The sequence below is a fragment of the Tardiphaga sp. 813_E8_N1_3 genome, assembly GCF_051811025.1.
GTDB lineage: Bacteria > Pseudomonadota > Alphaproteobacteria > Rhizobiales > Xanthobacteraceae > Tardiphaga.
In genome coordinates, this window is the sequence record NZ_JBPWQE010000001.1 from 740032 (window position 1) to 765487 (window position 25456).

Annotated in this window: 31 protein-coding genes and 1 tRNA gene; 16 read left to right on the forward strand and 16 right to left on the reverse strand. The window is 61.6% G+C overall.

Translation table 11 applies throughout. The features are described 5' to 3' along the window. The first annotated feature begins 5 nt into the window (after positions 1-5). From AB8A33_RS03465 to AB8A33_RS03480, 4 genes are read left to right on the forward strand one after another with little or no spacing between them, the layout of a single operon-like run. The gene (locus AB8A33_RS03465; protein ID WP_439095844.1) at positions 6-1877 is read left to right on the forward strand and encodes a PAS domain-containing protein; all 1872 of its coding nucleotides are present in this window, start codon (positions 6-8) and stop codon (positions 1875-1877) included. Next, positions 1877-2524, forward strand: a complete 648-nt coding sequence (locus AB8A33_RS03470; RefSeq protein WP_439095845.1) for a response regulator transcription factor — start codon at positions 1877-1879, stop codon at positions 2522-2524. Before AB8A33_RS03465 ends, AB8A33_RS03470 begins: the two co-directional genes overlap by 1 nt. Further along, positions 2517-2906, forward strand: coding sequence for a response regulator transcription factor (locus tag AB8A33_RS03475; protein ID WP_439091431.1), 390 nt, complete (start codon positions 2517-2519; stop codon positions 2904-2906). Before AB8A33_RS03470 ends, AB8A33_RS03475 begins: the two co-directional genes overlap by 8 nt. Next, positions 2899-3582 carry a response regulator transcription factor gene (locus tag AB8A33_RS03480; RefSeq protein WP_175369119.1) on the forward strand — a complete coding sequence of 228 codons (684 nt, stop codon included), beginning with the start codon at positions 2899-2901 and terminating at the stop codon, positions 3580-3582. Before AB8A33_RS03475 ends, AB8A33_RS03480 begins: the two co-directional genes overlap by 8 nt. A 751-nt stretch (positions 3583-4333) precedes the next feature. Here the strand turns inward: AB8A33_RS03480 and AB8A33_RS03485 are convergent. The 3 genes from AB8A33_RS03485 to AB8A33_RS03495 all read right to left on the reverse strand — a co-directional run bounded on the left by AB8A33_RS03485 (position 4334) and on the right by AB8A33_RS03495 (position 7713). Further along, entirely contained in the window at positions 4334-4747 is a 414-nt protein-coding gene (locus tag AB8A33_RS03485) for a hypothetical protein (RefSeq protein ID WP_439091432.1), read from the reverse strand. A gap of 101 nt (positions 4748-4848) precedes the next feature. Then, complete coding sequence (locus AB8A33_RS03490; protein ID WP_439091433.1) at positions 4849-6894, reverse strand: hypothetical protein; 2046 nt, start codon at positions 6892-6894, stop codon at positions 4849-4851. A 384-nt stretch (positions 6895-7278) separates the two neighbouring features. Next, a complete protein-coding gene (locus AB8A33_RS03495; protein ID WP_439091434.1) occupies positions 7279-7713 on the reverse strand; it encodes a hypothetical protein in 435 nt (144 codons plus the stop codon). Between the two features lie 204 nt (positions 7714-7917). On the opposite strand from AB8A33_RS03495, the gene AB8A33_RS03500 reads away from it, so the two are divergent. The 6 genes from AB8A33_RS03500 (at position 7918) to AB8A33_RS03525 (ending at position 10930) form a co-directional block, all read left to right on the forward strand. Further along, entirely contained in the window at positions 7918-9294 is a 1377-nt protein-coding gene (locus AB8A33_RS03500) for an AAA family ATPase (RefSeq protein WP_439091435.1), read from the forward strand. After that, positions 9294-9620 carry a hypothetical protein gene (locus AB8A33_RS03505; RefSeq protein ID WP_439091436.1) on the forward strand — a complete coding sequence of 109 codons (327 nt, stop codon included), beginning with the start codon at positions 9294-9296 and terminating at the stop codon, positions 9618-9620. Before AB8A33_RS03500 ends, AB8A33_RS03505 begins: the two co-directional genes overlap by 1 nt. 11 nt (positions 9621-9631) lie before the next feature. Further along, on the forward strand, positions 9632-9838 hold the full coding sequence (locus tag AB8A33_RS03510; protein ID WP_439091437.1) for a hypothetical protein: 207 nt from the start codon (positions 9632-9634) through the stop codon (positions 9836-9838). Then, positions 9835-10164 (forward strand): hypothetical protein, encoded by a 330-nt coding sequence (locus AB8A33_RS03515; RefSeq protein WP_439091438.1) that lies wholly within the window; start codon positions 9835-9837, stop codon positions 10162-10164. The genes AB8A33_RS03510 and AB8A33_RS03515 overlap by 4 nt, the downstream gene beginning before the upstream one ends. Before the next feature lie 265 nt (positions 10165-10429). Then, positions 10430-10639 carry a hypothetical protein gene (locus tag AB8A33_RS03520; protein ID WP_439091439.1) on the forward strand — a complete coding sequence of 70 codons (210 nt, stop codon included), beginning with the start codon at positions 10430-10432 and terminating at the stop codon, positions 10637-10639. A 57-nt stretch (positions 10640-10696) separates the two neighbouring features. Beyond that, positions 10697-10930, forward strand: a complete 234-nt coding sequence (locus AB8A33_RS03525; RefSeq protein ID WP_439091440.1) for a hypothetical protein — start codon at positions 10697-10699, stop codon at positions 10928-10930. A gap of 271 nt (positions 10931-11201) precedes the next feature. On the opposite strand, the gene AB8A33_RS03530 is transcribed toward AB8A33_RS03525, so the two are convergent. From AB8A33_RS03530 to AB8A33_RS03560, 7 genes are all read right to left on the reverse strand, one after another. After that, entirely contained in the window at positions 11202-11492 is a 291-nt protein-coding gene (locus AB8A33_RS03530; protein WP_439091441.1) for a hypothetical protein, read from the reverse strand. A 148-nt stretch (positions 11493-11640) separates the two neighbouring features. Continuing rightward, positions 11641-11886 (reverse strand): hypothetical protein, encoded by a 246-nt coding sequence (locus AB8A33_RS03535; protein WP_439091442.1) that lies wholly within the window; start codon positions 11884-11886, stop codon positions 11641-11643. Positions 11887-11909: 23 nt separating this feature from the next. Beyond that, positions 11910-12347, reverse strand: coding sequence for a hypothetical protein (locus AB8A33_RS03540; protein WP_439091443.1), 438 nt, complete (start codon positions 12345-12347; stop codon positions 11910-11912). A gap of 1 nt (position 12348) precedes the next feature. Beyond that, positions 12349-12636, reverse strand: coding sequence for a hypothetical protein (locus tag AB8A33_RS03545; RefSeq protein ID WP_439091444.1), 288 nt, complete (start codon positions 12634-12636; stop codon positions 12349-12351). 395 nt (positions 12637-13031) lie between these two features. Further along, a tRNA-Met gene (locus tag AB8A33_RS03550) sits at positions 13032-13108 on the reverse strand. Positions 13109-13288: 180 nt separating this feature from the next. Beyond that, complete coding sequence (locus AB8A33_RS03555; protein WP_439091445.1) at positions 13289-13768, reverse strand: VOC family protein; 480 nt, start codon at positions 13766-13768, stop codon at positions 13289-13291. A 20-nt stretch (positions 13769-13788) separates the two neighbouring features. Continuing rightward, a complete protein-coding gene (locus tag AB8A33_RS03560) occupies positions 13789-14211 on the reverse strand; it encodes a VOC family protein (RefSeq protein ID WP_439091446.1) in 423 nt (140 codons plus the stop codon). A gap of 428 nt (positions 14212-14639) precedes the next feature. On the opposite strand from AB8A33_RS03560, the gene AB8A33_RS03565 reads away from it, so the two are divergent. The 4 genes from AB8A33_RS03565 (at position 14640) to AB8A33_RS03580 (ending at position 18670) form a co-directional block, all read left to right on the forward strand. Beyond that, positions 14640-15557, forward strand: a complete 918-nt coding sequence (locus tag AB8A33_RS03565) for a tripartite tricarboxylate transporter substrate binding protein (protein ID WP_439095846.1) — start codon at positions 14640-14642, stop codon at positions 15555-15557. Between the two features lie 182 nt (positions 15558-15739). Further along, positions 15740-16222, forward strand: a complete 483-nt coding sequence (locus AB8A33_RS03570; protein WP_439091447.1) for a tripartite tricarboxylate transporter TctB family protein — start codon at positions 15740-15742, stop codon at positions 16220-16222. Positions 16223-16237: 15 nt separating this feature from the next. Continuing rightward, positions 16238-17746 carry a tripartite tricarboxylate transporter permease gene (locus AB8A33_RS03575; protein ID WP_309943462.1) on the forward strand — a complete coding sequence of 503 codons (1509 nt, stop codon included), beginning with the start codon at positions 16238-16240 and terminating at the stop codon, positions 17744-17746. Between the two features lie 15 nt (positions 17747-17761). After that, positions 17762-18670, forward strand: coding sequence for a LysR family transcriptional regulator (locus AB8A33_RS03580; RefSeq protein WP_439091448.1), 909 nt, complete (start codon positions 17762-17764; stop codon positions 18668-18670). Between the two features lie 18 nt (positions 18671-18688). On the opposite strand, the gene AB8A33_RS03585 is transcribed toward AB8A33_RS03580, so the two are convergent. Together AB8A33_RS03585 and AB8A33_RS03590 are read right to left on the reverse strand one after the other, a co-directional pair. After that, positions 18689-18847: a hypothetical protein gene (locus tag AB8A33_RS03585; RefSeq protein WP_439091449.1), complete on the reverse strand. Its 159-nt coding sequence runs from the start codon at positions 18845-18847 to the stop codon at positions 18689-18691. 131 nt (positions 18848-18978) lie between these two features. Beyond that, entirely contained in the window at positions 18979-19356 is a 378-nt protein-coding gene (locus AB8A33_RS03590; protein WP_439091450.1) for a hypothetical protein, read from the reverse strand. Between the two features lie 178 nt (positions 19357-19534). Here AB8A33_RS03590 and AB8A33_RS03595 point away from each other — a divergent pair, with 178 nt between their 5' ends. Together AB8A33_RS03595 and pgm are read left to right on the forward strand one after the other, a co-directional pair. Continuing rightward, positions 19535-20281: a Crp/Fnr family transcriptional regulator gene (locus tag AB8A33_RS03595; protein ID WP_439091451.1), complete on the forward strand. Its 747-nt coding sequence runs from the start codon at positions 19535-19537 to the stop codon at positions 20279-20281. A gap of 320 nt (positions 20282-20601) precedes the next feature. Continuing rightward, positions 20602-22251 (forward strand): phosphoglucomutase (alpha-D-glucose-1,6-bisphosphate-dependent), encoded by a 1650-nt coding sequence (gene pgm, locus AB8A33_RS03600; RefSeq protein WP_439091452.1) that lies wholly within the window; start codon positions 20602-20604, stop codon positions 22249-22251. A gap of 168 nt (positions 22252-22419) precedes the next feature. Here the strand turns inward: pgm and AB8A33_RS03605 are convergent, their stop codons facing one another. The 4 genes from AB8A33_RS03605 to AB8A33_RS03620 are packed head-to-tail and all read right to left on the reverse strand — an operon-like array spanning position 22420 to position 25455. Beyond that, the gene (locus AB8A33_RS03605; RefSeq protein ID WP_439091453.1) at positions 22420-23187 is read right to left on the reverse strand and encodes an ABC transporter permease; all 768 of its coding nucleotides are present in this window, start codon (positions 23185-23187) and stop codon (positions 22420-22422) included. Next, positions 23184-23948 (reverse strand): ABC transporter permease, encoded by a 765-nt coding sequence (locus AB8A33_RS03610; RefSeq protein WP_439091454.1) that lies wholly within the window; start codon positions 23946-23948, stop codon positions 23184-23186. Before AB8A33_RS03610 ends, AB8A33_RS03605 begins: the two co-directional genes overlap by 4 nt. Beyond that, positions 23945-24751, reverse strand: a complete 807-nt coding sequence (locus tag AB8A33_RS03615; protein ID WP_439091455.1) for an ABC transporter ATP-binding protein — start codon at positions 24749-24751, stop codon at positions 23945-23947. Before AB8A33_RS03615 ends, AB8A33_RS03610 begins: the two co-directional genes overlap by 4 nt. 5 nt (positions 24752-24756) lie before the next feature. Continuing rightward, entirely contained in the window at positions 24757-25455 is a 699-nt protein-coding gene (locus AB8A33_RS03620) for a GntR family transcriptional regulator (protein ID WP_439091456.1), read from the reverse strand. Between the last annotated feature and the right edge of the window lies 1 nt (position 25456).

Genomic DNA, 25456 nt, shown 5'->3' on the forward strand with positions numbered 1-25456 from the left:
GGCAATTGCAGCAACTCACCGACGCCGTTCCGGCGGCAATCTGGAGCACGGCTTCGGACGGCACGCCGACTTACGTCAACAAGCGCTTCATGCAGATGACCGGAGCGACGATCGCGGACGTCACGGCGCATGATGGATCGTTGCGCTTGGACATCATCCTTCACCCGGACGATGCCGAGGGCGCGATGGCGGCTTTCAAGCGCTCTCGTGATACCGGTGAACCCTATGTCCGGCGCTATCGCCAGATCCGTGCCAATGGCGCTTACCACTGGACGGAGACCCGCGCTGAACCGCTGCGAGACCAGAGCGGTACGATCATCAACTGGTACGGACAGAGCATCGATATTCATGATCAGGTGATCGCGCAGCACGCGCTGGAACAAAGCGAGCGGCAGCTACAATTGCTGGTCGATGCCGTCCCAGCCATGATCTGGAGCACCACGCCTGAAGGTCAGCCCGTCTTCGTCAATAAGCGCTTCATGGATGTGACTGGTACCACGCTCGAAGACGCGACCGGGCCGGACGGTATGCCGACATTCTGCACAATCCATCCGGATTACAGAGCGGATGCCCGGAGTGCGTTCATGGACGCATTCGCGACAGGCGTTCCGTGTATGATGCGCTATCCGCAGCTTCGAAGCGACGGTTCTCATCGCTGGAGTGAGGTCCGCGTAGAACCTTCGCGCGGCGAGAACGATGAAGTTCTGCAGTGGTATGCCGTATGCGTCGATATCGACGATCAGGTCCAGGCACACGAAGCGCTGCTGCAGAGTGAACGTTCGTTGCGCCAACTGGTAGAGACCTTGCCGGCGATGATCGACTGTGCGACGCCCGATGGTGAGCCGATCTATCGCAGCAAGCAGCTTCGGGAATTTCTCGGATACGATCTCGACTTACTGGATGGAGAGCCGTCTCGGCTGGATGCCACTTTGGATGCCGGCGTTCACCCGAACGATTTGCAGGGCGTAAAGGAAAGGTATGCGCATTCGCTCGCTACGGGCGAGCCATATGCAAGGCGTCATCGCCTGCGACGCTTCGACGGCGAATATCGTTGGGTCGAGACCCGAGCCGGACCGATGCGCGATGCTGCCGGCGCCATCGTGCAGTGGAACGTTATTTGTCTCGATATCGACGGCGAGATGCGCGCGCAAGAAGAGTTGCGTCAGGCACAGGAGAAGCTTGCGCGCGCGAGCCAGGCCGCAAGTCTGGCCGAGTTGTCAGCGTCCATCGCACATGAGGTCAATCAGCCGCTTGCGGCGATCGTTGCCAATTCTCATGCATGCCAGCGTTGGCTTACGGCATCACCGCCGAATATCGAGCGCGCCCATCGGACCGTCGAGCGGGTCATCCGGGACGCCAACGGTGCCGCCGATGTCGTCAGTCGGATCCGTGCCTTGTTCAGACAGTCGGGCGAGAAACGAAATATGTCAGAGCTGAGGCATGTGATTGCGGAAGTTTGCGACCTGATCGCAGAAGAGGCTGCGCGTCGGCATACGCGAATTGCCGTTGATGTCGAAGCTGAAGTGCCGCCCGTCGCGATTGATCGCGTTCAGATTCAGCAGGTTCTGACCAATCTCATTCGCAACGGCATCGATGCGATGGATACTGCCGCTGGCGACAAAGTCATTCACGTGCGCGTCAGTTGTCAGGGCGTCGATACGGTCGAGATCTCGGTGAATGATCTTGGCTCCGGCGTGGAGTTTCCGGAAAAGGTGTTCCAGCCGTTTTTCTCCACGAAGGAGCAGGGCATGGGCATGGGACTTTCCATTTGCCGGTCAATCATCGATGCGCATGGTGGAAATTTGTGGGTGGAAAACAAGTCACAAGGAGCGACATTTGCATTTTCGTTGCCGGTCAGGTCGAGGACGTTCGCGTGATGGATGAAGATTGCATCGTCTTCGTCGTAGATGACGACGCACGGATACGCGAGGCTCTCGTGGAGCTGCTCGCTTCGTACGGCATTATTGCGATGGCATTCAGCTCAGGCGGCGATTACATGCATGCGGACAAGCCTGACATGCCTGCATGTCTCCTTCTTGACGTGGAATTACCGGATATCAGCGGCCTCGATCTGCAAGGGCAGATAGCAGAGCACGGGCATCCGCCGATCGTCTTCATCACCGGGTACGGGGATATCCCGTCATCGGTGCGGGCCATCAAAAACGGCGCCCTGGATTTTCTGACCAAGCCGTTCAGCGATGCTGACGTTATGAACGCAATTCGGTCTGCGATTTTGCAGGATCGGGCCGATCGCACCGTCCGCAGCGAAATGTCGCTGCTTAAACAGCGTTATCTCGATCTCACGCCGCGCGAACGAGACGTCCTGCCGCTGGTCGTGAGCGGCCTTTTGAATAAGCAGGCGGCCGCCCAACTGGGAATCAGCGAGGTCACTCTGCAGATCCACCGAAGAAACGTCATGCAGAAAATGGGGGCCACATCGCTCGCCGATCTCGTGCGGATAGCTCAAAGGTTGGAGATCCCGCTCACCAATTTAAGGCGAGCGGAGGAAAGCGATCGTGCATAGACGAAGACCCGCCATTGCCGTTGTCGACGACGATCCAAGAGTGACCGAATCGTTGGAAGATCTTCTGGAATCGGCCGGATACGCCGTGTGTTGTTTCTCATCGGCGGAGGCACTCCTCGCATGCGACCTGTCCGACGTGGATGTGTTGATTACCGACATCGGGCTTCCAAACGTCGATGGCCTGCAGTTGCGGAACATCGTCATGCGCCGCCGCCCCGGTCTTCCGGTCTTTCTCATCACCGGACGTCACGAGATCGCTGATCAAACGCGGGCGAAAGGCATCACGGGCTTCTTCCGCAAGCCGTTCGACGGCGCCGCATTGCTTTCAGCCATCGACGAGGCGGTCGGAGCACAAACAAATAGAGGAACGGACCATGAGTAATCGTTCGCTTTTGCAACGGGAACAACTGAAGGAGCATGGTTCGGACGAGCCGCTGGTCATCATCGTCGATGATGATGCTTCCGTTCGCGAAGCGTTGACCGAACTCGTCATTTCCGCAGGTATCGAAGCGATTTGCTATGCATCGACACGGGCATTCCTTGATGCGGGTGCGCCCGACAGGCCAAGTTGTTTGATTGTCGATGTGCGAATGCCCGGTGCGAGCGGGCTTGATCTTCAAGAACACCTGGGGCGCAGCGGCGATCCCAGACCGATCATCTTTCTCACCGGATATGGAGATATTCCGATGACGGTCCAGGCGATGAAGGCCGGCGCCATCGATTTTCTAACTAAGCCGGTGCGTGATCAGACTTTGCTTGACGTTGTACATACAGCTATCGCAAGGGACCGCGTCCAGCGGGAACAATCGGCCGAAATTAAGCGCAACGTCGACAAATTGGCGACGCTGACACCACGTGAGCGGGAAGTGCTTCAGCAAGTGATGAGCGGCCGTCTGAACAAGCAGATCGCATTCGATCTCGGCATCAGCGAGGTTACGGTGAAGTTGCACCGAAGCAACGCCATGCGCAAAATGGCGACGACCTCGACGGGGCATATGATACGTGTATGGGAGACGCTACCAGCCGCCGCGCGTGCATGGCCGATGCCTCAAGCCTGATGGATAGTGCTGAGAATCTTCGCAAGGCGCACAATAAGAAGAGACTTGTCGCCACTTCCGAGGGACGAGCTGGTGATCGTTTGCGATACGCAGCGTTGAGGGCGGACCCTACGATCCGCTTTCCACCGTCGCGGAGGCGAGCACGGTGTCAATGATTTCAGAAATAAAATCGAGGAAAAGCCCGTGATAGGGAAGCTAACCGCACTTAGCTTCCCTATCGCATTTGAGCGTGCCGCTTTTAGCCGATATCGTTCTCTCCAAGGATTGAGGCTAAAGCTGCGATACGTGAGCTGAGCCGGATCGAAACCAGGTGCGACGATAATGACCAAGACGCTAGTACTCCAAGACGTCAAGGATTTTCTAAAGCGGTTGTCGATTGCGATCGAACTCGACCAGCGTCGCGTCGACGGGTTGCCGCCGGAAAGATTTTCGCCGGAATACAGCCGGATGATGTGGCGCGACTGGCGATGCCATCATCGCGATTTCATTAACAAGAAATTGCTCCCGACAGCGGATGCTATCTCGCCAGCTGTGCTGAATAAATTGACGGAGATCGCACTCGCTTACGAACCCGCACGTATCGGAGACGTCATGCTGGAGCTCTTTGCGGAGGTCGCAAGTAGCAGCCGCTCAGACGGCGAACTTGAAACTGCGGAGCAATTCTTTGCTTGGCTGATCGAGCAATTGCGGGATGCGCCAGTGAGCAACTTTCGGCACGTGGGCTCTCAAGCAGCGCTTATGCAATGGCTACCTATCGTCGACCCGCTGCGGATTGCTCGGGATCCCGAATGTGGCCCATGCGATGGCGTAACTTGCGGAGAACGGCCTTCGTCTCATCGATGCTGAATCCCCGGGCCTGCAGGTCCTTCAGCATCGCTCCGACGAGTCCGCGGTCGGCTTCGGTGATATCGCCGATCCTCGACGTCACCAGGGCCGCAATGACGGACATGCCGATCTGATACGTGGTCGGCGCACCACGACGGTCCTGCTGATTTCGCCAGTGCGCGGTGCGGAGGCGTGTCTGTGCCTTGATGACCTCGGGATCCTGACCACCGCGGCGCGGGCGCACGAACATCGCGTCCGGACGATCTGGATTGCGAAAGTGCTCGCTACGCCGGGTCTCATTGATCTGTTTTACTATACGGGTTGCGTCATCTGATTTCACGGTCTTCACCCAATCACCTCTTTCATAGTCCGAGTCTGATTCACCGACCTGAAAGTCGCAAGCGCAGGCCTCACGTGACCAACGGATTGACACGGCGCCTGTCAGCGTCGGGAGGCGTGACGGTCAGCGACGGAGGTAGGATGAATGAGGTTTGGTCCGGATTTTTGGATCACGCGGCGCTGGGATCGGCCTTCCGGGGCAGCGTAGCGTCGCACGGGCCCGCCGGTCAGGAAGTCGACCAGGTTGGCTCCGGTCGTGCGTCGGCGAGGTTTTGACGAGTCGATACGGCCGGACCGGACGCCGTGGGCATATTCTCTGAGCTTGCGGTCCCGGAATCCGTCCCAGTCGATCGGTCGCCAGGAAATCGGGAGGTCGTCCGGGTGCTGCACGCTCTGGATGACGATCTCCGGCTGGGATGACAGCTTGATTTCAATGCTGCCTGACAGGCTTACCCCCCACACACCGGACTGAACCGCCACCCCGGACGAGGGTGCGGTGGTTTCGTTGACCGAGCGGACGACGGCGAGCATCTCGTTGGCCGTGGCCTCGACGACGGCAGCCGTGAGGTTGTTGCGTACCGTGTCGCGGGCGAGGCCGGTGCGGCGGGCCAGCTCGGAGATCGTCAGCTCGCCGCCCTCGGCCTCGATTGCGGCCTTGGCGTCGGCGATGAGCCGGCGGGAGTGACGACGCTTGCTCTCGGCGCTCACGGTCTGGCCTTTGCGTTGACGGGTCGCCTCGTCGTCCGTCGGCAAGATCAGGTGCGCGGCGGCGCCGGGATTATACGGCGCGCGGTTGACGCGGGAAGGGTCGAAATCGACGAGTGCCCAGGCGATCGCGCCGTGCAACAGCCCTTCGAGCGTCTCGATAGCTTCGTATGGTAGATCCTTGCCGCAGGTTGCGATGTGTGCCTGGATCTTCAACCAGGCCAGATCGAACGCTCGCTCGCCGTGCGCCTGCTTGCCGTAGATTTTGCGGTCTGCCTTGTAGGCGGCGCGGACCGCGTACAGGCCCTCTTCAGAGGTCACGGTGAAGAAACTGTTCGATGCTTCCGGATCCAGTCCGAGGCCCTGCAGGCGTTGGCGTCCCTGGCGATGGGCCATCTCATAGCGGCCAGGACCGCCACCGCAGTCGAGGGCCTCGAACATCTCGCCGAGCGTCATGAGATGCGAAACGTTGATCGGCACGTAGCGGTTCTGGGGGCAGCACGGATGCTTGCCCTGGTACATGTTCGACAGGCCGCCCGGATCGGCGCCGAGCTGCTCGTTGAGCTTGGCCTGCACCTGTTCGAGCATGGCGTGCTGGAGCTTCTGGCCTTCCCAAACGCCGGAGGAGCCGTGGCCGGCTTCCTTGATGCCATCGTCCGGCAGCATGCAGTAGACGTGCGCGCTGACGACGCGGCCCGGATAACGGTCGTCAGGCGTGTGGACCGCGAATGTCGGCAGCACGCCCAGTCGGCCCTCGGCATACTCGTTGAAATAGTGAGCGACCATCGCCTCTTCGGAGTCGAACAGCCACTTCTTGCCTGGCGGGGTGTCTTTGTCGTGCCGCCAGAAATCGACGCAGTTGACGCTGAACTGCACGTTGACTTCGTCGTGCGCGACCAGCGGCTGCATCTGGCGCCACATCTTGTCCTTCGATGGGCCGGCGCGCAGCGCGGTCTTCGGCACCTCGCCGGTGGTCTTGTTGCGGCGCTTCGGCTTGCCGCAGGATGCGATGAACCTTTTCCGGATCGGGTCGCCCTCGGAGAGCAGGCCGAACGTCCGCTTCGGTCCCTGGATCGCCTTGCCGCCCACGGGTCCGGCGATGTGGGATCCGGGGTAGAAGTGGCCGACGGTGTAGATGCGCTCCTCGGCGGTCTGCTCGCCGCGCATGCGTAGCAGGTGGCGATTGGTGTCGTCGGTCTTGCAGACGAGGTCGCGCTGCTCCTGCGTGGGGTCGCCCGCGCTGACGGCGTGGTAGGCCTGCTGGATGTCGACCGAGCGCGCGATCTTGGCGTCCCGCTCAGCCTTCCGGAGGGCGTCGCGGTCGTCGTCGCTGAGCCGGCTGAGGGCGTCGATCTGTGCCTTCTTCGTACGCTCGCGCACAGCGATCCGGCCGTCACGGACGACGTCGTATGACTGGCTGAATGTGACGAGTGAGGAGTGCATATGCGATCCCTGAACCAGCATAGGATCGGGGGAACCCTGGCAAACGTCAAGCGGCCTAATCGGAAAAAGTTTGAATAATCAGTATGATGGCAACTTGAAACGGTGGCGGCCGAAGAATATCGAGGAGAACTACACTTGACCGATAAGCCGACTTATCGGTCAAACTTGCACCTCCGCAGACCACCCGAGATGCGTGGACGATTCTAGATTCGTAATGTCGACAATTCGAGATTCCATTGTTTCGAGTCTTTAATGTTCAAAGAGTCGAATTGTTGGTCGCTGCAAGCGCAGTGACGCTCGAAAACCTAAGTCACTGATAAAGAGTCAAAATTCCGAATTGATATTACGATACTCGAATTGTTTTCGACGCCTCGAAACATCCGATCAGATGCCGTGATCGTCATCCGGGTTGCCGGTAATGTCCGAAGGATTCGGCTCCCAGCCTGGTGGCTTGACGTTGGTCTTCGGCGCCACGTACGAACCGCCGACGGCCCTCTTCCAAATCTGATTGAACGACTGCGGAGTTCCGAGCGGAGCGCCGCCGGTCTCGGTCCCCTTCATTTGGCGCCCCATATAGTCGAGCCGCGCCTCCGTCGCAGGGTTGCTCATGTTGACGAACGAGATCATGGCTCGTTCGACGAGCATACTCCTCGTGATGCCGTTGGCTTTGGCTAGATCGGTCATCGCGGTCATCAAATCCGGATGAATCCTTAAAACCAATCTTTCGGTTCGGAGCGTGTCTGGGTCGCGACGGGGCCGGCCGCCGACGTTTTTCTCGGCTTTCTCGGCCTTCTTTTTCGGTGTCGCTTTCTTAACCATGGATCGCATTTCGCCTTGCTTTTCCGTGCTTTTTGTTGCAACAAGAACGCCATATGATGGCACCTTGGTACACCTGATGAGTAACATGGATTCGAAGGATTCTGAAGCGGCCGCGCATCGATATTGGCTGCAAACCGTGCTCGAGGACCGGGCTGAGAGCGCCCCGCCGCCGGCGCCTGTCGAGCCGGAGCAGGAGGCGGAGCGATGAGACCGCCAGGTCCTGAAGAGCACCCCGCGTTTGAAGCGCTGCTGGCCCCTAGTTTGGCCGACGCTTTCGGCTGTCTGCTGGCGCGGACTGAACCGACGGTTGGGCAGGCGCGCGCACAGGCGGTGCTGGACGCGCTCGGCACCTCGTTTCGGTCGCCGAGCGCGATCCGGCCGCTGATCGATCATCTTTACAGCGTCGCCACTCCGAGCGCTGGCGCCCTTGCTCTCGCTTGGTCGATGCTGACCGTCGATCCGCGGCGGCCGGAAAGTTTCCGTCACGTGCTGCCGCAGTTGCAGTACGCGCTCGATCACGCCGGTCTCGACGAACGCGCCGACGCCGAACTGCGCGCGCGGATACGCATTTGGTGGCGGGCGGCGGAAGGTGAATGGACCAGCAGCGTGATCACGATGTTCCGCCTCGCTGAGCGTGAAACTTCGCCGGAAGCCGACATCGAACCGATTCCTGATTCGAAACCCGTGCGCGACGAAACCACAAAGAAGCCGTTTAAGCCGCCCGGGCCGACTTTGGTGGTCATGCCGGCAGCGCGGGCAACCAAGCTGAACAACTACAATGCGCCGTTCAAGGAGATCGTCGACGCGGCTTTGCCTCTCGTAGTCGCGCGCGACGTTGCAAGCATTCGGGCGGCGCTGCACGCCGAGTTCCCGCACGCCACCGTGGCCGTTGACCTTTTGATCCGAGACCTGCGCGAAGGCCAGCCGGTGACGCTGAAGCCGATGCTGTTGGTCGGCTCGCCAGGATCCGGAAAATCGCGTCTGGTGCGGAGGCTCGCGGAGATCCTGCGGTTGTTCATCCACCGATACGACGCCGCCGCCAGCAGCGACAACCACTTCGGCGGCACGTCCAAATCGTGGGGGAACACCGAGGCTTCGGTGCCTGCCCGCGCGGTCGGGCAGTCGCGAACCGCCAATCCGATCGTGCTCGTCGACGAGATCGAGAAAGCCAGCGCCAGCAAAACGAACGGCCGACTTGCCGATGCGCTGCTGCCCTTTCTGGACCGCGAGACGGCGGGAAGGTATCGCGACCAGTCGCTTGATGCTGAGCTCGACCTATCGCGCGTGACGTTCATTGCAACCGCGAACGACGATACGCGTCTGCCTACGCCCTTAAGGGATCGATTCCGCATCATCCGCGTGGCCGCGCCGACGTTGCAGCACTTGCCGCAGTTGGCCGCGCAGGTCGTGCGCGACTTGTCGGCCAATGACGAGACCAGGGCGCACGACGCGCCGCTGGCCGATGACGAATTGGCCGTCATCAGCAAGGCCTGGTCGCGCAGCGGATTCTCGATGCGCAATTTGCAAAAGATCGTGTCAGCGACCCTCGAGGCCCGCGACCAGTATGCGATGAGGCATTGATGATGAAGAGCGAGGCTGCGCGCCGAAAGCTGGCCGCTGACATCGAGTCCTACATCTGCGGTGAGGTGCCGACCCCGCTTGCGCTGCTGCAGGCTGCGACACTCGAAAACTGGGAGGCCGCGGTCCGCCGGCGCGGCGATGATTTCGTGTTGATCATGCGCGGCGAGGTCCACAAGCATTCAGGGTTCCGGCCCGGAGAGACCATCCAGACTTCGCCGGTCCAATGGTTCGACCGCAGGCATAGATTCGTGCGGACGACCAACACCCTTTACACACTAGGTGAGTCCGCCGGTCGCGAGATCCCGATCGATGGCATCGACATATGACGGTCGCACTCATGATCACCGCCACCTCCGACATCACGCTGCTCGGCAAAATTCACATCGCGACAGTTGGGGTCAGGCCGGACGGGAGCGCATGGTCGCACACGGATAAGACTTTCAGCAGATTCGTGCTGGACCCGCCTCCGTCATCCGACGAGTCCCCATGGGTTTTGATCGCGCGCGCCGCTGCGGCAGCGGCGCGCGCTGAGGAGAGCGAATGACAGATGCGATCCAACAGCTGCTGTATTCGATCCTGGTCACGACCAGCGGCCGCCCGGCGATCGGAAGCGAGCACTTGCTGCGACACGCGGAACGGTTCTGGGTCGGCACCGTCGCGTCCGCTACGCCGGGGCCGCCGTCATCGATGCCGGCCTGGGCGGTGACGTGGCATGTCGATGCCACCGTCGGCGCGGCGCACGCGGATACGATGGCGATGAAAATATTCGCGCTCGACGCCCGCGAGACGCCCGAGGAGGCAAGGCGCTGGCATGCGATCGATGAAGCGCACTGGCGCGAGCACGGCTACGCGCCGAACCACTGGACTTGAACGTTGCCGATTATTTTGCCGATCTCCTTTGCCGATTTCGAAGATTTTTCGCGAAGGATTCATTTTTCGTTTTGAGGTTGCTGGCCGCCGACGGATGATTCCCGCGGCGCTCACGCCGCTTTGGCAATGCGTGGTGTCCGCAGAGGCAAACCTCTGACGCCCAAGACCGCAGCGGAAGCAGGGATACTGCGGCGTTATGCGAGAAAGTGTTGTGCCGCGAGTAGGTCCTTTTTGGTTCTCAAACGTTTCAGAAGAGGAGGCTACGATGGACATCATGGGAGAAGTCGTCGGGGGCATCGAGGATCTCGATCACAAGGTTTTCATTGTGAAGGCCGGGGAGGATCTCGCCGATGAGATTTGGGATCTGATGGAGGCCGACGGCTACCAATTCGCGTGCGCGCCGATGGCGGACAAAACCACTCGCCAGCGGAAAATCTATTTCGTGCGCAGGTCCGCACCAGCGCTGAGGATGTGAGAGGTTTTTGCGCGACCTCCGCTGACGATAAGAAACCAAACTTGATGATTTTAGATCATGAGCATCAACCGCCGCCATATCATCGAGCAATCGATCGCCGAGCACGGCGCGCCGGTCGTCGTTCCCGAAGATCAGATCCCGCTCGGCAAGACGCTGCAGTCATGGGAGCCGGGGCTGCCGTTCATCCCCGGCGCCGTCATGCGGCTGGGCGACTGGTGGTACGTGTGCGGCGCGGCCAGCGCCACACAGGCCCCCAACGCGATCGAGAAGCCGCGGAAACGAGGAGATTAGGTGGTGCCCGTCCCAGACGTCATCACGGCATCAAACGGACACCAATGGCACATTCGCTTCGATCGCGTCGTGTGCCGCGACTGCGACGCCGTGCGCGGTGAAGACGATGGGAAGAGGTGCAAGGTCGCCACGAAGATCCGCCCGATGGCGGGGATCAGGCAGCAGGGACAGGAAGGGAGAGCGTGATGGCCGAAATGACGTCGAGGGCGCGGCGACCGTGGCACTCGGATTGGGTTAAAAAGAAGCCCCGCAGAGACGCTGAGGCCAGCCGTCATCGGTCCCTGACCAGCTTCCGACTATTCCGCCATTTCGGATCCTTCCGCGACATGTCGTAGACCGGGACGCGCGGGTGCAGCGCCTGCATCATACCGAGCCGGGCGAACTCGACGGGCCCGCCGTGGTCGGCGGCCTGGATGAGGACATGGACGGCGTTCTGCCATCGGGGCTCCTGCTGATGGTCCCGCGGAAGTCCGGTGATGTAGGTGGCGGCGTCGCGGAGCGTCGCGAGCGGGCGCCGGCCAGGCACGGCGATCGGCTCCGGAAACTTCAGATTCCAACTCATACGCAACTCCGCAACTGACGGCGGATTCAAGCTGGGTGGGGCAGATCGGTTCCAATTGTGCAACGGCTTGTTGCACAATTGGTCTGTCAGTAGAAGACAACTACTGTCACCGCCCCTGCGGATGCCGCCGCCGATACGCCTCGGCCTGCTACCGTTCGAATTCCATTTGACGCCGGGATTCTGGATCCTGCTGCTGCCTCTGTAGGCGCTGCTGTTCGATCTGCATCCGTCCCATTTCTATCTGCTGCCGCTGCAGCTCGATGCGCTGCGCCTGGCCGATTTGATCCAGGAACGACGGCTGCGGACCGGGGCGCGGGTAGGACGACGTGTCAACCTGCGCCGACGCTGCGCCCATCATCGCGATCAAGATGCCTATCGAAACCACCGCCCGCATGTCCGTACCCCTGTTTCCAGACGCTATACGTGCCGGGCCCTCGGCGCCAGCTGCAGGACCGTCGCCACCGGCCGCTTGCCTGCCTTCTTGCACTTCTCGCAGCGCAGCCGGCCGGCGAGGTCGTGCACGCACGTCGCCGGCGGGTGGGCCAGCGCGGCCAGGTCAACGTCCCGCGGCGTCCTGCAGCGGGAGCACTCTATCTGCAGCCACGGGAAGCCACCGTTGAGGGCCTGGTCGATCGTGGGGGACGGGTCGATCGGCTCGCCGTCCGCCCACATGCGCTCGTTCCAGCTCTCGCAGCTGAGCCGGTCGGCCTGCTTCATCAGGGCCTCGGCCTTTGACCGCATCTCGTCGGCCTGGGCGGCCAGCATGCCAGTCATCGCGCGAGACTTGCGCAGCTCTTTCGTCAGCGCCTTGCGGTCGCTGCCGGACATGTGCGTGGGGTGATATTTCCGGGCCATCTCACGGCGTGTCGTAGGACGGCCAACAGCCGTCGTCCTCGCGGACGCCGGTCCGCTCCTGGCATCCGTTGTCGAGCAACTTCATGCCGACGTCCTTCCAGATCGCATGCTCGCCGTAGAGCTTCAAGGCGTCGGCGGTCTGGATCTCGACGATGCGATCGCAACGGCGGCACGACACCCGCAGCACATGGCGCGGGATCTCGCTGAGGCGCCGGTTGCCGATATGGACGCCCGGCCTAGCGGAGGCGCGTGGGTCCGCCAGCACGGCATCCCAGTAGGCGTCTGGCATCTGGTCGGCTGGGCCAGGCGTCGGCGTTTGTGAGGTTTTTGGGTCAGGAACGTCGTTGTGACCCAAGAAACTTACATCGGCGGCAGTGTGCATGCGCCTGGCCGTCTCCTCGGCGCGCTGTTGCTTCTCAGTTGGGAATCGCCAGTCCGCGGGTCGCCTGCTTGCCATGACGGCATGAGAACAAAAAGAGAACTTAGAGTCGAGTCGAAACCGGGGCTACGAGTGTAAAATTCTCCAACTCGGTGCAGATTTTTCCAATTGGAGGGGGGTCGCAATTTGGCAACAGGCGGCGATCGTGGACCGATGGTTTGTACGGATCTTGTACGGGTCATCAGAAAGCAAAAGGCCCGCTCGGAGGCGGGCCTTTTAAGATGCTGAGATTGCTCTCGAATTGTTGGTAGCGAGGAGTGGACTCGAACCACCGACCCCAGGATTATGATTCCCGTGCTCTAACCAACTGAGCTACCCCGCCACGGCATCCGGAGGGGACAAATCGTCCCCCGGCGAATGCGCGGCATATAAGAAGTCGGGGGACTCGATGTCAAGCAAGGCGACGTCTGAAATCACTGTCTGAATCGATGTTCCCGCTACCTCGCTGGTGATTTCGGCGCCGGGCCGCTATCGCCGCCCGATCAGGCACTTAGGACCGGCTTCAGCCGCCGTCGAACGCCTTTTTCAGGGCCGCCAGGTCGAGTTTCACCATGCCCATCATGGCCGTCATGGCCCGCTTGGAGCCTTCGAGGTTGTCGCTTGCGACCATCTCCGTGAAGCCCTTGGGCACGATCTGCCACGGCACGCCCCAGCGGTCGTTGAGCCAGCCGCATTGCTGCGGCTTGCCGCCATTGGCGAGCAGGGCGTCCCACAGGCGATCGGTCTCGGCCTGGTCGTCGCAATGGATGGTGAAGGACACCGCATGGCTGAACGTGGCCGGGCTACCGCCATTCAGGCCGATGAAGCTCTGGCCGGCCAGCTTGAAGCTGACCACGAGGACATCGCCGGCCTTGCCCGAGGGCGTGTCGATCGGACTGCGCTGTACCAGGTCGATGGATGAGTTGGGCAACAGCGAGCAGTAGAACTTCGCTGCTTGCTCGGCTTCGTTCACATACCAGATGCAGGGTGAGATCTTTGACATTGCTGCTGTCCCTCTCTCGATCAGGCCTGAGCCATTGCAGTCTGCGCCGCTGCCATATCCATCCACATCACTTCCCAGATGTGACCGTCAGGGTCCTCGTAGCTGCGGCCATACATGAAGCCGAAATCCTGCGTGGGTGTCGGATCGGGGTTGCCGCCCGCACCCACGGCCTTCTTCACAAGATCGTCGACCTCATCGCGGCTGTTGGCCGACATCGCGATCAGCACTTCGCTCGATGTCTTTGCATCGATGATCTTCTTGGAGGTGAATTGGCGATATTTGTCGTGGGTCAGAAGCATCGTGTGAATGGTCTCGGAGAACACCATGCAAGCGGCGGTGTCGTCGGAGAATTGCGGGTTTTTGGTCGCGCCGACCGCCTCGTAGAAGGCGACCGCACGGGGCAGGTCGCTGACCGGCAGGTTGACGAAGATCATTTTGCTCATCGGATGGCTCCTGTTGGTATACTCTGGCTATCTCTTCGGTGATGGTCCCGCAAAGGACGCATGAGCCCGCCGCGATCCGACATGTCGGATGAAAATTTTTCAGTTATTTTTGCAGGCGGAATTTCTTGTCCGCTGCGATCAATATGTCAGCCGGGCGATCTCCGCGTGCAGACGGAATGTCGCATGGCTCATCCTGATTGCGAATTGCGGCGGCGGTGAAATCATCGTTGATTGCCAAAGACGCAAGACGCGTTCGTAGCCCGGTTCGAAACATGTCCTTTTCCTGGGTTTGTTCCGGGCTAGACTGAACGACAATAAAAATACAGCCGGTCCGGGCATCACCCCCGGAATCGCAGAGGGAGAAACACATGTTGCAACGCAATCGCCTTGCCTTGTCCGCTGCTGTCGCGCTCGTCGCGGCCGCCACCATGTTCAGCGGTGCAGCCCAGGCGCAGGACTATCCGACCAAGCCGATCACACTGATCGTGCCATGGCCCGCCGGTGGCTCCACCGACATCTCGATGCGCGCGATTGCGGACGCGGCGTCGAAACATCTCGGTCAGCCGATCGCCGTCGACAACAAGGGTGGCGGTGGCGGCACGGTCGGTCCCGCGACCATGGCAGCGGCGGCGAAACCGGATGGCTACACCATCTCGCAGATTCCGATCACCGTGTTCCGCCTGCCGCTGATGCAGGACGTGTCGTGGAATCCGGACAAGGATTTCTCCTACATCATCCATCTCACCGGCTACACCTTCGGCATCACCACCAATGCGGAGTCGCAGTTCAAGACCTGGAAGGACGTGGTCGATTTCGCCAAGGCCAATCCCGGCAAGGTGACTTACGCGACGCCGGGCACCGGCACCTCGCTGCATGTGGGCATGGAGCAGATTGCGGCCCTGGCCGGCATCAAGATGACTCAGGTGCCGTTCAAGGGCGGCGCCGAAACCAATGCCGCGGTGCTCGGCAATCACACAATGCTGCAGGCAGATTCCACTGGCTGGCGGCCGCTGGTCGATGCCGGCAAGCTGCGTCTGTTGATGGTGTGGACCGACAAGCGCTCGCCGAATTTCCCGGATGCGCCGACGCTGAAGGAAAGCGGCTATCCGATGGTCTATGACTCCCCATTCGGCATCGCCGGGCCAAAGGGCATGGATCCGAAGATCGTCGCCAAGCTCCATGACGCCTTCAAAAAAGCCATCGAGGATCCGGCCGTCATCGCGACGCTGGCGAAATACGACATGGTGCCGAACTATAAGAACACCGAGGACTACAAGAAGTTCGTAGTCGAGGTCACCAATTCCGAGCGCAAGGTGATCGAGACGATCGGGCTGGGCAAGAAGTAGCCTCACACACAGGTGTCGTCCCCGCGAAGGCGGGGACCCATAACCTCCGACGTTGTAGTTAAGCAAGGCCTCGTCTGTCTGCCCGCAGCATATCAACAGCGTGTATGGGTCCCCGCCTTCGCGGGGACGACATCGGAGCTAATCGGGCGCTGCAGATACGAGGCACCTACCAAAGGCACTCCATGTCCTCCACCCGCCCGCCATTCCGGCTCAACAATTCAGAACTCTGGACCGGCGTGATCGGCATTGCGCTTGGCGTGTTCGTCATTCGCTCCGGCCTCAAGCTGAAGCTCGGCACCATCAACGATCCCGGCTCCGGCTTCATGCTGTTCTATATTGGCCTGCTGATGTGCGCTTTCGCCGTTACCATCATCCTTGCTTCGGTAACCGAAGGCGGACCGACCTTTGGCTCGCGATGGGAAGGCGCAAGCTGGGGCAAGCCGGGCGCGATCATCGTGATCCTCTCGGCCTATGCTTTCGCGCTCGAACCGCTGGGTTTCCTGATTTCGACCATTCCGTTGATGCTGCTGCTGTTGCGCGTGATCGATCCCGTGCGTTGGACGCTGGCGATCCCACTCGCGGTGCTGGCGCCTGTTGGTGTGTGGTGGGTGCTGAAGCGCGGCCTGCTGATCCAGTTGCCTTCGGGCATGTTCGAAATCGGCTGACGGGAAACACGGATCATGGATGTTCTCGTCAATGTCATGCACGGCTTCGGCGTTGCGCTGCAGCCCGTCAATATTCTCTACTGCTTCATCGGCGTCTTCATCGGCACCCTGGTCGGCGTGCTGCCTGGTATCGGGCCGATCTCGGCGATGTCGCTGCTGCTGCCGGTGACGCTGTCCGGCACGCCAGAGTCCGGCATCATCATGATGGCTGGCATCTATTACGGCTCGATGTATGGCGGTTCGACCACGTCGATCCTCGTCAACATTCCCGGTGAGGCCGCCTCCGTCGTCACCTGTATCGACGGCCACCAGATGGCCAAGCAGGGCCGCGCCGGCCCGGCGCTCGGCATTTCCGCGCTCGGCTCCTTCATCGCCGGTACTTTCGCGCTGGTGATGCTGATGCTGGTGGCGCCGTCGCTGGCCTCGGTCGCCATTGCGTTCGGTCCCGCCGAATATGCCAGCCTGATGGTGCTCGGCCTCGTGGTGCTGACCTTCCTGACACAAGGCTCGATGGCCAAGGCGCTGCTGATGGCCTGTATCGGCATCGTGCTTGGCCTCATCGGCCTCGACAGCATCACCGCGCAGCCGCGGCTGACTTTCGGCCGGATCGAGCTGATCGACGGCATCGGCCTTGTGCCCGTGGTGATGGGTCTATTCGGGCTCGGCGAGGTGCTGCTCAACACCGAGCAGGTCATCAAGCGCGACATCATCAATGCCAAGATCACGCAGCTATTGCCCAACAAGGAAGACTGGAAGGCCAGTGCCGGGCCGATCGGGCGTGGCACCATCCTCGGCTTCTTCCTCGGAATCCTGCCGGGTGGCGGTGCGGTGGTGGCGTCGTTCGCGTCCTATGCGCTGGAGAAGCGGCTGTCGAAACACCCCGAGCGTTTCGGTCATGGCGCCATCGAAGGGGTCGCGGGTCCGGAAGCCGCCAACAACGCGGCCGCCGGTGGCGCCTTCATTCCGCTCATGACCCTCGGCATTCCCCCGAACGTTGTCATGGCGCTGCTGCTCGGCGCTTTCGTCATTCACGGGCTGCAGCCCGGCCCGCTGCTGATCACACAGAATCCCGGGCTGTTCTGGGGCATCGTTGCCAGCATGTATATCGGCAACCTCATGCTGCTGGTGTTGAACCTGCCGCTGATCGGCATGTGGGTGAAGTTGCTGAAGCTGCCTTACAATGTGCTGTTCCCGTTGATTATCCTGTTCACGATCATCGGCGTCTATTGCAGCAGCAACAATGTGTTCGACGTCTACGTCATGATCGGCTTCGGCGTCATCGGCTACTTCATGCGCAAGTTCGGCTACGAGCCCGCGCCTTTGGTGCTGGCCTTCGTGCTGGGGCCGCTGCTGGAGAACAATCTGCGCAAGTCATTGATCCTGTCGCAGGGCAATCTCATGACCTTCATCGAGCGGCCGATCTCGGCAGCCTGTTTGCTGCTGGCAGTGGTGCTTCTGATCGCCCCGCTGTTGCCTGCACTGCGTAAGAAGCGCGAGATGGTCGCGCTCGACGAGGGCGCGTAGCCGGGGAGCGTTCGTATGGACACCGAACTGGCCAGGACATTCCTTGCGGTTGTGAGCGCCGGGAATTTCGTGACTGCAGCGGAGAAGCTGCATGTCACACAGTCCACGGTCAGCGCGCGCATCCAGACGCTTGAGCAGTTGCTGCGCGTGACGCTGTTCGTTCGCAACAAGGCGGGGGCCGCACTGACGCCAGCCGGCCGCCAGTTCCAGAAACACGCGTCCACGCTGGTACGTACGGTCGAACATGCGCGGCAGGATGTCGGCATTGCGAAAGGCTTCAGCGGCACGCTGACCGTCGGCGGTCGCATCGGGCTGTGGGAGGAGCATCTGCTGCACTGGCTGCCGCTGATGCGCGCGAAACATCCGGATATCGCGATCCGCGCCGAGAGTGCCCTCGAAGCCGAATTGATGCAGGGCCTCGTCGAAGGCCGGATCGATATCGGCGTCATGTATACGCCGCAGAGCCGGCCCGGCCTCAAGGTCGAGCAGTTGTTCGATGAGCAGCTCATTCTGGTCTCGACCAGCAAGCACAGTGCGCCGGAGCCGCAGCCGGGTTACGTCTATATCGACTGGGGCCCGGAATTCTATGCGCGCCACATGGCGCTGTTTCCGGATTTCGCAGGGCCATCGCTCACGGCCAATATCGGCTGGCTCGGGTTGCAGCATGTGCTGGAGAATGGCGGCTCCGGATATTTCCCGCGCCGCATCGTTGCACCCCAACTGAAGGCCGGGCGGCTGCATGCCGTCGCCGATGCGCCGGAATTTTCGATGCCAGCCTATGTCGTCTATCCCGGCGATCGCGACGATGCGGTCATCGCCGAAGCAGTCGCACTCATGCATCGCCTCGCGCATGACGCGGCCAACAAAAAGCCCGCGCCTGCAGGGCAGGCGAGGGCGCTGAAACGTCCGGCAAGGCGGACGTGATGCGGGGCTCAGGCGCGGCTAGGTGCCGGACGGATATCCCGATGTCGCAACGATCGCCGCGATCTGATCGGCGCTATGCCGGGAACGCTTGGTGGCTGTCAGGCGTGCGATGATCGCCGCAGCAAAGGCGAACAGCGCGAGAGCGACCGATATGTCGGGGCGGATGATCGTTTTCATGGTCGGCTCCTGCATGATTGAGGGGCGGTATCGCTCCTCGGAGTTCCTTTGAGCCTAGGACTGCCATGAATTTTGACAAACGAATGTTATTGGCGCTTGCAATCGGATTTTCCGATTTGAAATGATGGCGCTCACGCGGCTGTTGGCGCCCGCGCCGTCGTGCCAGGCATCAGTTGGAACGGTTGCTCGATCACGATGCTCGGGCAGCCCAGCGACGCCGCGACCTGACTGGTCGAGGCGACCACGGCATAGTCGATCTGCGAGCCGGGAATCTGGGCCACGATCAGCTGCGCGATACAGAGTTGTTTGGTGCCGCGCAGGTCGAGGTCGACCCGGTAAGCAAACAGCGCATGGACGATATCGCGCCGGTCGCGGATCACGATCAGCCCGTTATCGCTGCCGTCGGCATCGGTCCGCCGGCGCACGAAATCCAGCCATGCATCCAGCGTAACGCTGGCATCGTGCAGATAGACGAGCGGATAGGCCGCCCGGGCATCTGCCCAAGTCATTGGTTGCGCCTGATATTCCTCATTCATGGCCGGATTCTCGCATGGCCTGCGAAATTGGCGGGGATGGGCTGGTCCGGCATTGATATGGGTCAAAGCGTCCAGGATTGATCCATGTCAAATGGTGTAGAGTGATTTTCAAGACCTGCCACATATGACCAAACCGAAGATGGACAGTGCCATGACCTTCGCGGAACCAGCGGCCGAGACCTGTGCCGGAGAGCGCGACTGCAAGCACGGCCGCAGCACCAACGGCTGCGACGATTGCAAGGTGCGCCTGTTCAGCGTCTGCGGCGCATTGGAACCGGCGGAACTCGACGAGCTTGATCGCCTTAGCCAGGTCAAGAATTTCCCGGCCAAGACCATGCTGTTCGATCAGGGCGCGCTGGCCGGCAGCGTGTTCAACGTGACCGAAGGCATCGTCCGGCTCTACAAGTCGCTGCCCGATGGCCGCCGTCAGATCGTCGGCTTCGCGCTGCCCGGTGATTTCCTGGGCCTTGCGCTGATGGACCGCTACGGCGTCGCCGCCGAGGCCGTGACGTCGGTGCGCGTCTGCCGTTTCTCCCGCGCCCAGTTTCTCGCCTATGTCGATGGCAAGCCGCATCTGCTGCGCCGCCTGCATGAATTTGCCGGCCATGAACTCTCGCTCGCGCAGGACCAGATGCTGCTGCTCGGTCGCCGTACTGCCGACGAGAAGGTCGCCGCCTTCCTGCTGAACCTGCAGGCGCGCTATGGCCGCATCGGCTCGAAGTCGGTCAACGTCCCGCTGCCCATGAGCCGGCAGGACATTGCCGACTATCTCGGCCTGACCATCGAAACCGTCAGCCGCACTTTGACCAAGCTCGCCAAGGAAAAGACCGTTGTCGTGGTGCCCGATGGCGTGCGGCTGCTGTCCACCGACCGGCTGGATCAGCTCGCCGCGGCATAAGGCGCGCTGCATTTTGATGCAGCTCAAGGTGAGCGTGTCCTGCCGCGCTCACACTCTTCTCCGTCACTCAAGGAGAAGAGATATGCCTTTCGACAGTATGCTGGTTGCCGTCGCCGTGGTTACGATGTTCGTCTGCTTCGCCCTGCCGCTGGCCTGGGTCTCGCGCCGGACCTTCGGGCAGTCCTGAGCCTTTCGCGGGCCCTACGGCGCCTCGCAAACAGCTGATTTGTCCTCCAAAACATGCCAAGACTCATGCATGAGTTCTGACCCCCGGTCGCGGTTGCGCGGTATCGGGGTTCTTGGCGTGCGAAGGAGAACAAATGGCTGCTCACGTGAGTCCGCTGGCCGGCAAAACCATCGATCCATCCCTGCTGGTCAACGTGCCTCGGCTGGTGACGGCCTATTTCACCGGCAAGCCGGATCCGTCCATCCCCGCCCAGCGCGTCGCTTTCGGCACCTCCGGCCATCGCGGCTCGGCGCTCCACAATTCCTTTAACGAAAACCACATCCTCGCCGTCAGCCAGGCGATCTGCGATTACCGCAAGGGTGCCGGCATCGACGGCCCGCTCTTCGTCGGCATCGACACCCATGCGCTGGCTGAACCGGCGCTGGTCAGTGCGCTGGAAGTCTTCGCCGCCAATGGCGTGCATGTGCGGATTGACCAGGACGACGGTTATACGCCGACGCCGGTGATCTCCCACGCCATCCTCACCTACAACAAGGGCCGCTCGTCCGGTCTGGCCGATGGCGTCGTGGTCACGCCGTCGCACAATCCGCCGGAAGACGGCGGCTTCAAATATAATCCGCCGAACGGTGGCCCGGCCGATACCGACATCACCGGCATCATGGAGAAAGCTGCCAACGGCTTCCTCGAGAACGACATGGCCGGCGTCAAGCGCATCCCGATCGCGCGTGCCCGCAAATCCGAATTCGTGAAGCGCTACGATTTCATCACGCCCTATGTGACCGACCTCGCCGATGTCGTCGACATGGAGGCGATCCGCGCATCAGGCGTCAAGATCGGCATCGATCCGCTCGGCGGTGCCGGCGTGCATTACTGGCAGCCGATCATCGAGCGCTACAAGCTCGATGCGACCATCGTGAACACCGCGATCGATCCGACCTTTCGCTTCATGACGCTGGATTGGGACGGCAAGATCCGCATGGACTGTTCATCGCCCTATGCGATGGCCAAGCTCATCGGCATGCGCGAGAAATTCGACGTCGCTTTCGCCAACGACACCGATGCTGATCGCCACGGCATCGTCACCCGCACAGGCGGCTTGATGAATCCGAACCATTATCTGGCGGCGTCCATCGACTATCTGTTCGCGCACCGTCCGAACTGGCGCAAGGATGCGGCGGTGGGCAAGACCATCGTCTCCAGCGCCATCATCGACCGCGTGGTGAACAAGCTCGGCCGCCAACTGGTCGAGACGCCGGTCGGCTTCAAATGGTTCGTGAACGGTCTCGTCGATGGTTCGTTCGGCTTCGGCGGCGAAGAAAGCGCCGGCGCCTCGTTCCTGCGCAAGGACGGCACGGTGTGGACCACCGACAAGGACGGACTTATCTTGGGCCTGCTCGCCGCCGAGATCACCGCGGTGACCAAGGAAAATCCGAGCCAGCGCTTCGAGAAGCTCACGCAGGAATTCGGCGTGCCCTATTACGAGCGCATCGACGCCGCGGCGACGCCCGAGCAGAAGAATGTGCTGAAGAAAGTCACGCCGGAGCAGATCGGCATGAGCGAGCTCGCCGGCGATGCGGTGACCAAGACCGAGAGCAAGGCGGCCGGCAACGATCAGTCCTTCGGCGGCATCAAGGTCTCGACCGCCAACGGCTGGTTCGCCGCGCGTCCGTCCGGCACGGAGGACGTTTACAAGATCTACGCCGAGAGTTTCCGCAGCGAGGATCATCTCAAGCAGATTCAAAGCGACGCGCAGGCGGCGATCTCGAAAGTGTTTGCGAAATAGCCTAATACTCGTCGTTCCGGGGCGCGCGGCACGCGCGAACCCGGAACCTCGACAAGTTGATCACCTCTCTCCGCCCGGGATGTACGAGATGATCCACACTCCGAGATTCCGGGTTCCGTCCCGCCGCCTGCGGCGTCGGTCCGTCCCCGGAATGACGAGAGTGTGTAGTCAATGCCCGCTCGTCCGCCACCGCAGCAGTCGCTGCTCGACCATCGACATCGCCAGCGAGGTGACATAGCCGATCACGCCGAGCAGGATCACGCCGGCGAATAGATCCGGCGAACGAAACGCGCGCGCCGAAAGCAGCACCCAGTGGCCGAGGCCGTCGAGCCCCGCGAGAATCTCGCAGACCACCGCCAGGATCAGCGACACGGTCAGGCTGAGCCGCATGCCGGAGATGATATCGGGACTGGCAGATGGCAGGGCTATCTTGAAGATCACCGCGAGGCGCGACATGTGCAGCGAGCGCGCGACTTCATAGAGGCGCGGCTCTACTGCGCCGAAGCCGTGTACGGTCGCAAGCAGCATCGGCCAGATCGCGCCGAAAGCGATGACGAACAGTGCCATGCCCTGGGTCAACCCGAACAGAGCGATGGCGACGGGAATGATCGCCGACACCGGCAATGGCCGCAGGAATTCCAGCGACGGGGCGACATAGCTGCGCATCGCCTTCGATGAGCCGATCATCGCGCCGAGTGCGATCCCGACGACGGATGCGACCAGCCAGCCATAGAACATGTGTTCGAGGGTGCCGATTGTCTTGTCCAGCAACGTGCCATTGCTGAAGCCGCGCATCAGCGCGGCCCAGGCACGGTCGGGGCCGGGCAGGAACACGGGCGAGACAAGTTTCAGATTGGCGATCAACTGCCACAGCCCGATCAGGCCTGCAGCCACGGCGAAACTGGCAAGGCGCCAGAGAGTGAGTGCCCGGTTCATCGGACCTCTCCCGCCAGCGCTGCGGGGCCAAACAGATGCTGCTGCGCGGCCAGCAATCCGGCATTGAGCGCGTAGCCGATGAGGCCGATCCACAGCAGATAAGCGAGCATCAGGTCCGGCCGCAATGCTTGCTGCGCGATCATGATTCCGGCGCCGAGCCCGATGGGATTGATCGCGATTTCCACGGTAACGGCGACGATCAGCGCGATGCCGGCGGCCAGGCGGAAGGCGAGAAAGATGCGCGGCAATGCGGCGGGAATGATGATCTTGCTGATACGGTCGCCCGGCGACAGCCGCAGCGCGCGGGAGACTTCGATCAGCCGCGGCTCGATGCTGCGCACCGCAGCGCGGCTAAGGATGAGGATCGGCCACACACAGGCAAAGGCGACGATCACGATTTCCATGCGATAGCCGAAGCCGAGCGCGATCAGCGCGATCGGTAGCAGCGCGATGGAGGGGATCGGCCGCAGGGATTCGATGGTCACTTCCATCAGCCGGTCGAGCGGCTGGAAGATGCCGAGTGCAATTCCGAGGAACAATCCGATTGCGCCGCCGACGGCGAGGCCGGCAAAGGCCGAGGCCAGCGTGTCGCGCGTCGCCGACAGGATTGAACCATCGCCGAACGCATTGAACAGCGCCAGCACCACGGCGCTCGGCGGCGCCAGCGCGTCGCTATGGATATCGACGGAGCGAGCCCAGATTTCCAGCACGATGAGCAGACTCACCGGAAGGATCGCCGCTTTCAGGCGCTCGGATCTCATGCTTCCGATGCCTTGATGAAGTCGAATAATTCGCGGCGCAGGCGCAGGAATTCCGGGTTTTCGCGCGTGGTCAATTGATCGCGCGAGCGCGGCAGGTTGATCGGAAGATCGATGCCGATGCGGCCGGGATGCGGCAGCAGGCCGACCACGCGGTCCCCCAGATAAATCGCTTCTTCGAGATCGTGGGTGACGAAGATCACCGTGGCCTTGCTGGCATCGAGCAGTGACAGGACCTCGTCCTGCAGACCCTGCCGCGTCATGGCATCGAGCGCGCCGAACGGCTCGTCCATCAGCAGCGCTTTCGGTTCCTGCGCCAGACATCGTGCGATCTGCAGCCGCTGCTGCATGCCGCCGGACATCTCGGCGGGATATTTCGCGGCGTGATGGGGCAGGCCGACTTTCTTCAGCAACTCGTCGATGCGGGCCGGGCGCTGTGCCTTGGGCATGCCAATAGTTTCGAGCGCCAGCGCGATATTTCCGGCGGCGGTGCGCCATGGCAGCAGTGCCTTGCCATAATCCTGGAACACGATGGCGACATCGCGCCGGGGCGCGCGCATCGGCTCGCCGTCGAAGCTGACATGTCCGGATGTCGGTTGGTACAGGCCAGCGGCGAGGCGCAGCGCCGTCGTCTTGCCGCAGCCGGAGGCGCCGATGATGCAGAGGAACTCGCCGGGCTTCACGTCGAGACTGACGTCTTCGATAATCGTCTTGCCGCCGAGATCCAGCGTGACATGGGAAAACGCGATCTGCGTCCTGTCCGACTGAACCGATGGGATGTCCTTGCGGAGAGCAGCGGATGTCATCGCACTCAATCTCCCTGTCCGGGTGGATAAACGAAAGCGAGGGTCGAGTGCAGATGCGATGTCAGCATGGCCTGCGCAGGACCAATTTCGCGCGCAAGCACGCGATCGGCCAGAAGCTGATGGGCTGCGACAAAGCGGCTGCCGCTGTCGAAGCCGCGCATCATCACCCTGCGGTAGCGATAGGCCTGATCGTAAAGTTCCGAATGCGCCGAGAGCAGGCGCTTCGATCCGCAGGCTGCGAGCAGGGCGGTGTGAAATCCCTTGTGGAGCTTGTCGAAATCCGGCGCGCCTTCACGGAATTCATCGCCGGTGCGTTCGATATGCCGGCGCATCTGGTGCAGCGAACTAATGATGCCGGCCTCCCAGGCGTCGTCGCCATGTTCGATGGCCAGCCGCAGCGCCTCCATCTCCACCACGCTGCGCATCCGTGTGATGTCGGCCAGATCCTCCCGGCTGATGTCGGCGACGCGAAAACCGCGCTGGCCGATGCCGATAATCAGGCCACGTGAGATCAGGCGTGACAGTCCTTCGCGCATGGGCGTGGCGCCGATCTCGTAACGCTGCACGAGATCGACGATGCCAAGCCGCGTCCCCGGGGCGAGATTGCCGGCAATGATGTCATGCTGAAGCAGTGTCGCTGCACGTTCACTCAGCGTATCCGAGCCGGACACATCGATTGTACTGCTAAGGGGCTGGCCCGCCATT

What these genes read in the sequence shown, in the direction of transcription:
- AB8A33_RS03555 (WP_439091445.1), bottom strand. Translation starts at nt 13,768, where the DNA reads ATGTCAAAGATCTCACCCTGCATCTGGTATGTGAACGAAGCCGAGCAA.
- AB8A33_RS03535 (WP_439091442.1), bottom strand. Translation starts at nt 11,886, where the DNA reads ATGCGGGCGGTGGTTTCGATAGGCATCTTGATCGCGATGATGGGCGCA.
- AB8A33_RS03515 (WP_439091438.1), top strand. Translation starts at nt 9,835, where the DNA reads ATGACAGATGCGATCCAACAGCTGCTGTATTCGATCCTGGTCACGACC.
- AB8A33_RS03610 (WP_439091454.1), bottom strand. Translation starts at nt 23,948, where the DNA reads ATGAGATCCGAGCGCCTGAAAGCGGCGATCCTTCCGGTGAGTCTGCTC.
- AB8A33_RS03585 (WP_439091449.1), bottom strand. Translation starts at nt 18,847, where the DNA reads ATGAAAACGATCATCCGCCCCGACATATCGGTCGCTCTCGCGCTGTTC.
- AB8A33_RS03570 (WP_439091447.1), top strand. Translation starts at nt 15,740, where the DNA reads ATGTCCTCCACCCGCCCGCCATTCCGGCTCAACAATTCAGAACTCTGG.
- AB8A33_RS03490 (WP_439091433.1), bottom strand. Translation starts at nt 6,894, where the DNA reads ATGCACTCCTCACTCGTCACATTCAGCCAGTCATACGACGTCGTCCGT.
- AB8A33_RS03565 (WP_439095846.1), top strand. Translation starts at nt 14,640, where the DNA reads ATGTTCAGCGGTGCAGCCCAGGCGCAGGACTATCCGACCAAGCCGATC.
- AB8A33_RS03560 (WP_439091446.1), bottom strand. Translation starts at nt 14,211, where the DNA reads ATGAGCAAAATGATCTTCGTCAACCTGCCGGTCAGCGACCTGCCCCGT.
- AB8A33_RS03620 (WP_439091456.1), bottom strand. Translation starts at nt 25,455, where the DNA reads ATGGCGGGCCAGCCCCTTAGCAGTACAATCGATGTGTCCGGCTCGGAT.
- AB8A33_RS03510 (WP_439091437.1), top strand. Translation starts at nt 9,632, where the DNA reads ATGATCACCGCCACCTCCGACATCACGCTGCTCGGCAAAATTCACATC.
- AB8A33_RS03575 (WP_309943462.1), top strand. Translation starts at nt 16,238, where the DNA reads ATGGATGTTCTCGTCAATGTCATGCACGGCTTCGGCGTTGCGCTGCAG.
- AB8A33_RS03480 (WP_175369119.1), top strand. Translation starts at nt 2,899, where the DNA reads ATGAGTAATCGTTCGCTTTTGCAACGGGAACAACTGAAGGAGCATGGT.
- AB8A33_RS03580 (WP_439091448.1), top strand. Translation starts at nt 17,762, where the DNA reads ATGGACACCGAACTGGCCAGGACATTCCTTGCGGTTGTGAGCGCCGGG.
- AB8A33_RS03595 (WP_439091451.1), top strand. Translation starts at nt 19,535, where the DNA reads ATGACCTTCGCGGAACCAGCGGCCGAGACCTGTGCCGGAGAGCGCGAC.
- AB8A33_RS03540 (WP_439091443.1), bottom strand. Translation starts at nt 12,347, where the DNA reads ATGGCCCGGAAATATCACCCCACGCACATGTCCGGCAGCGACCGCAAG.
- AB8A33_RS03530 (WP_439091441.1), bottom strand. Translation starts at nt 11,492, where the DNA reads ATGAGTTGGAATCTGAAGTTTCCGGAGCCGATCGCCGTGCCTGGCCGG.
- AB8A33_RS03520 (WP_439091439.1), top strand. Translation starts at nt 10,430, where the DNA reads ATGGACATCATGGGAGAAGTCGTCGGGGGCATCGAGGATCTCGATCAC.
- AB8A33_RS03525 (WP_439091440.1), top strand. Translation starts at nt 10,697, where the DNA reads ATGAGCATCAACCGCCGCCATATCATCGAGCAATCGATCGCCGAGCAC.
- AB8A33_RS03615 (WP_439091455.1), bottom strand. Translation starts at nt 24,751, where the DNA reads ATGACATCCGCTGCTCTCCGCAAGGACATCCCATCGGTTCAGTCGGAC.
- AB8A33_RS03495 (WP_439091434.1), bottom strand. Translation starts at nt 7,713, where the DNA reads ATGGTTAAGAAAGCGACACCGAAAAAGAAGGCCGAGAAAGCCGAGAAA.
- AB8A33_RS03545 (WP_439091444.1), bottom strand. Translation starts at nt 12,636, where the DNA reads ATGCCAGACGCCTACTGGGATGCCGTGCTGGCGGACCCACGCGCCTCC.
- AB8A33_RS03590 (WP_439091450.1), bottom strand. Translation starts at nt 19,356, where the DNA reads ATGACTTGGGCAGATGCCCGGGCGGCCTATCCGCTCGTCTATCTGCAC.
- AB8A33_RS03605 (WP_439091453.1), bottom strand. Translation starts at nt 23,187, where the DNA reads ATGAACCGGGCACTCACTCTCTGGCGCCTTGCCAGTTTCGCCGTGGCT.
- pgm (WP_439091452.1), top strand. Translation starts at nt 20,602, where the DNA reads ATGGCTGCTCACGTGAGTCCGCTGGCCGGCAAAACCATCGATCCATCC.
- AB8A33_RS03500 (WP_439091435.1), top strand. Translation starts at nt 7,918, where the DNA reads ATGAGACCGCCAGGTCCTGAAGAGCACCCCGCGTTTGAAGCGCTGCTG.
- AB8A33_RS03505 (WP_439091436.1), top strand. Translation starts at nt 9,294, where the DNA reads ATGATGAAGAGCGAGGCTGCGCGCCGAAAGCTGGCCGCTGACATCGAG.
- AB8A33_RS03470 (WP_439095845.1), top strand. Translation starts at nt 1,877, where the DNA reads ATGGATGAAGATTGCATCGTCTTCGTCGTAGATGACGACGCACGGATA.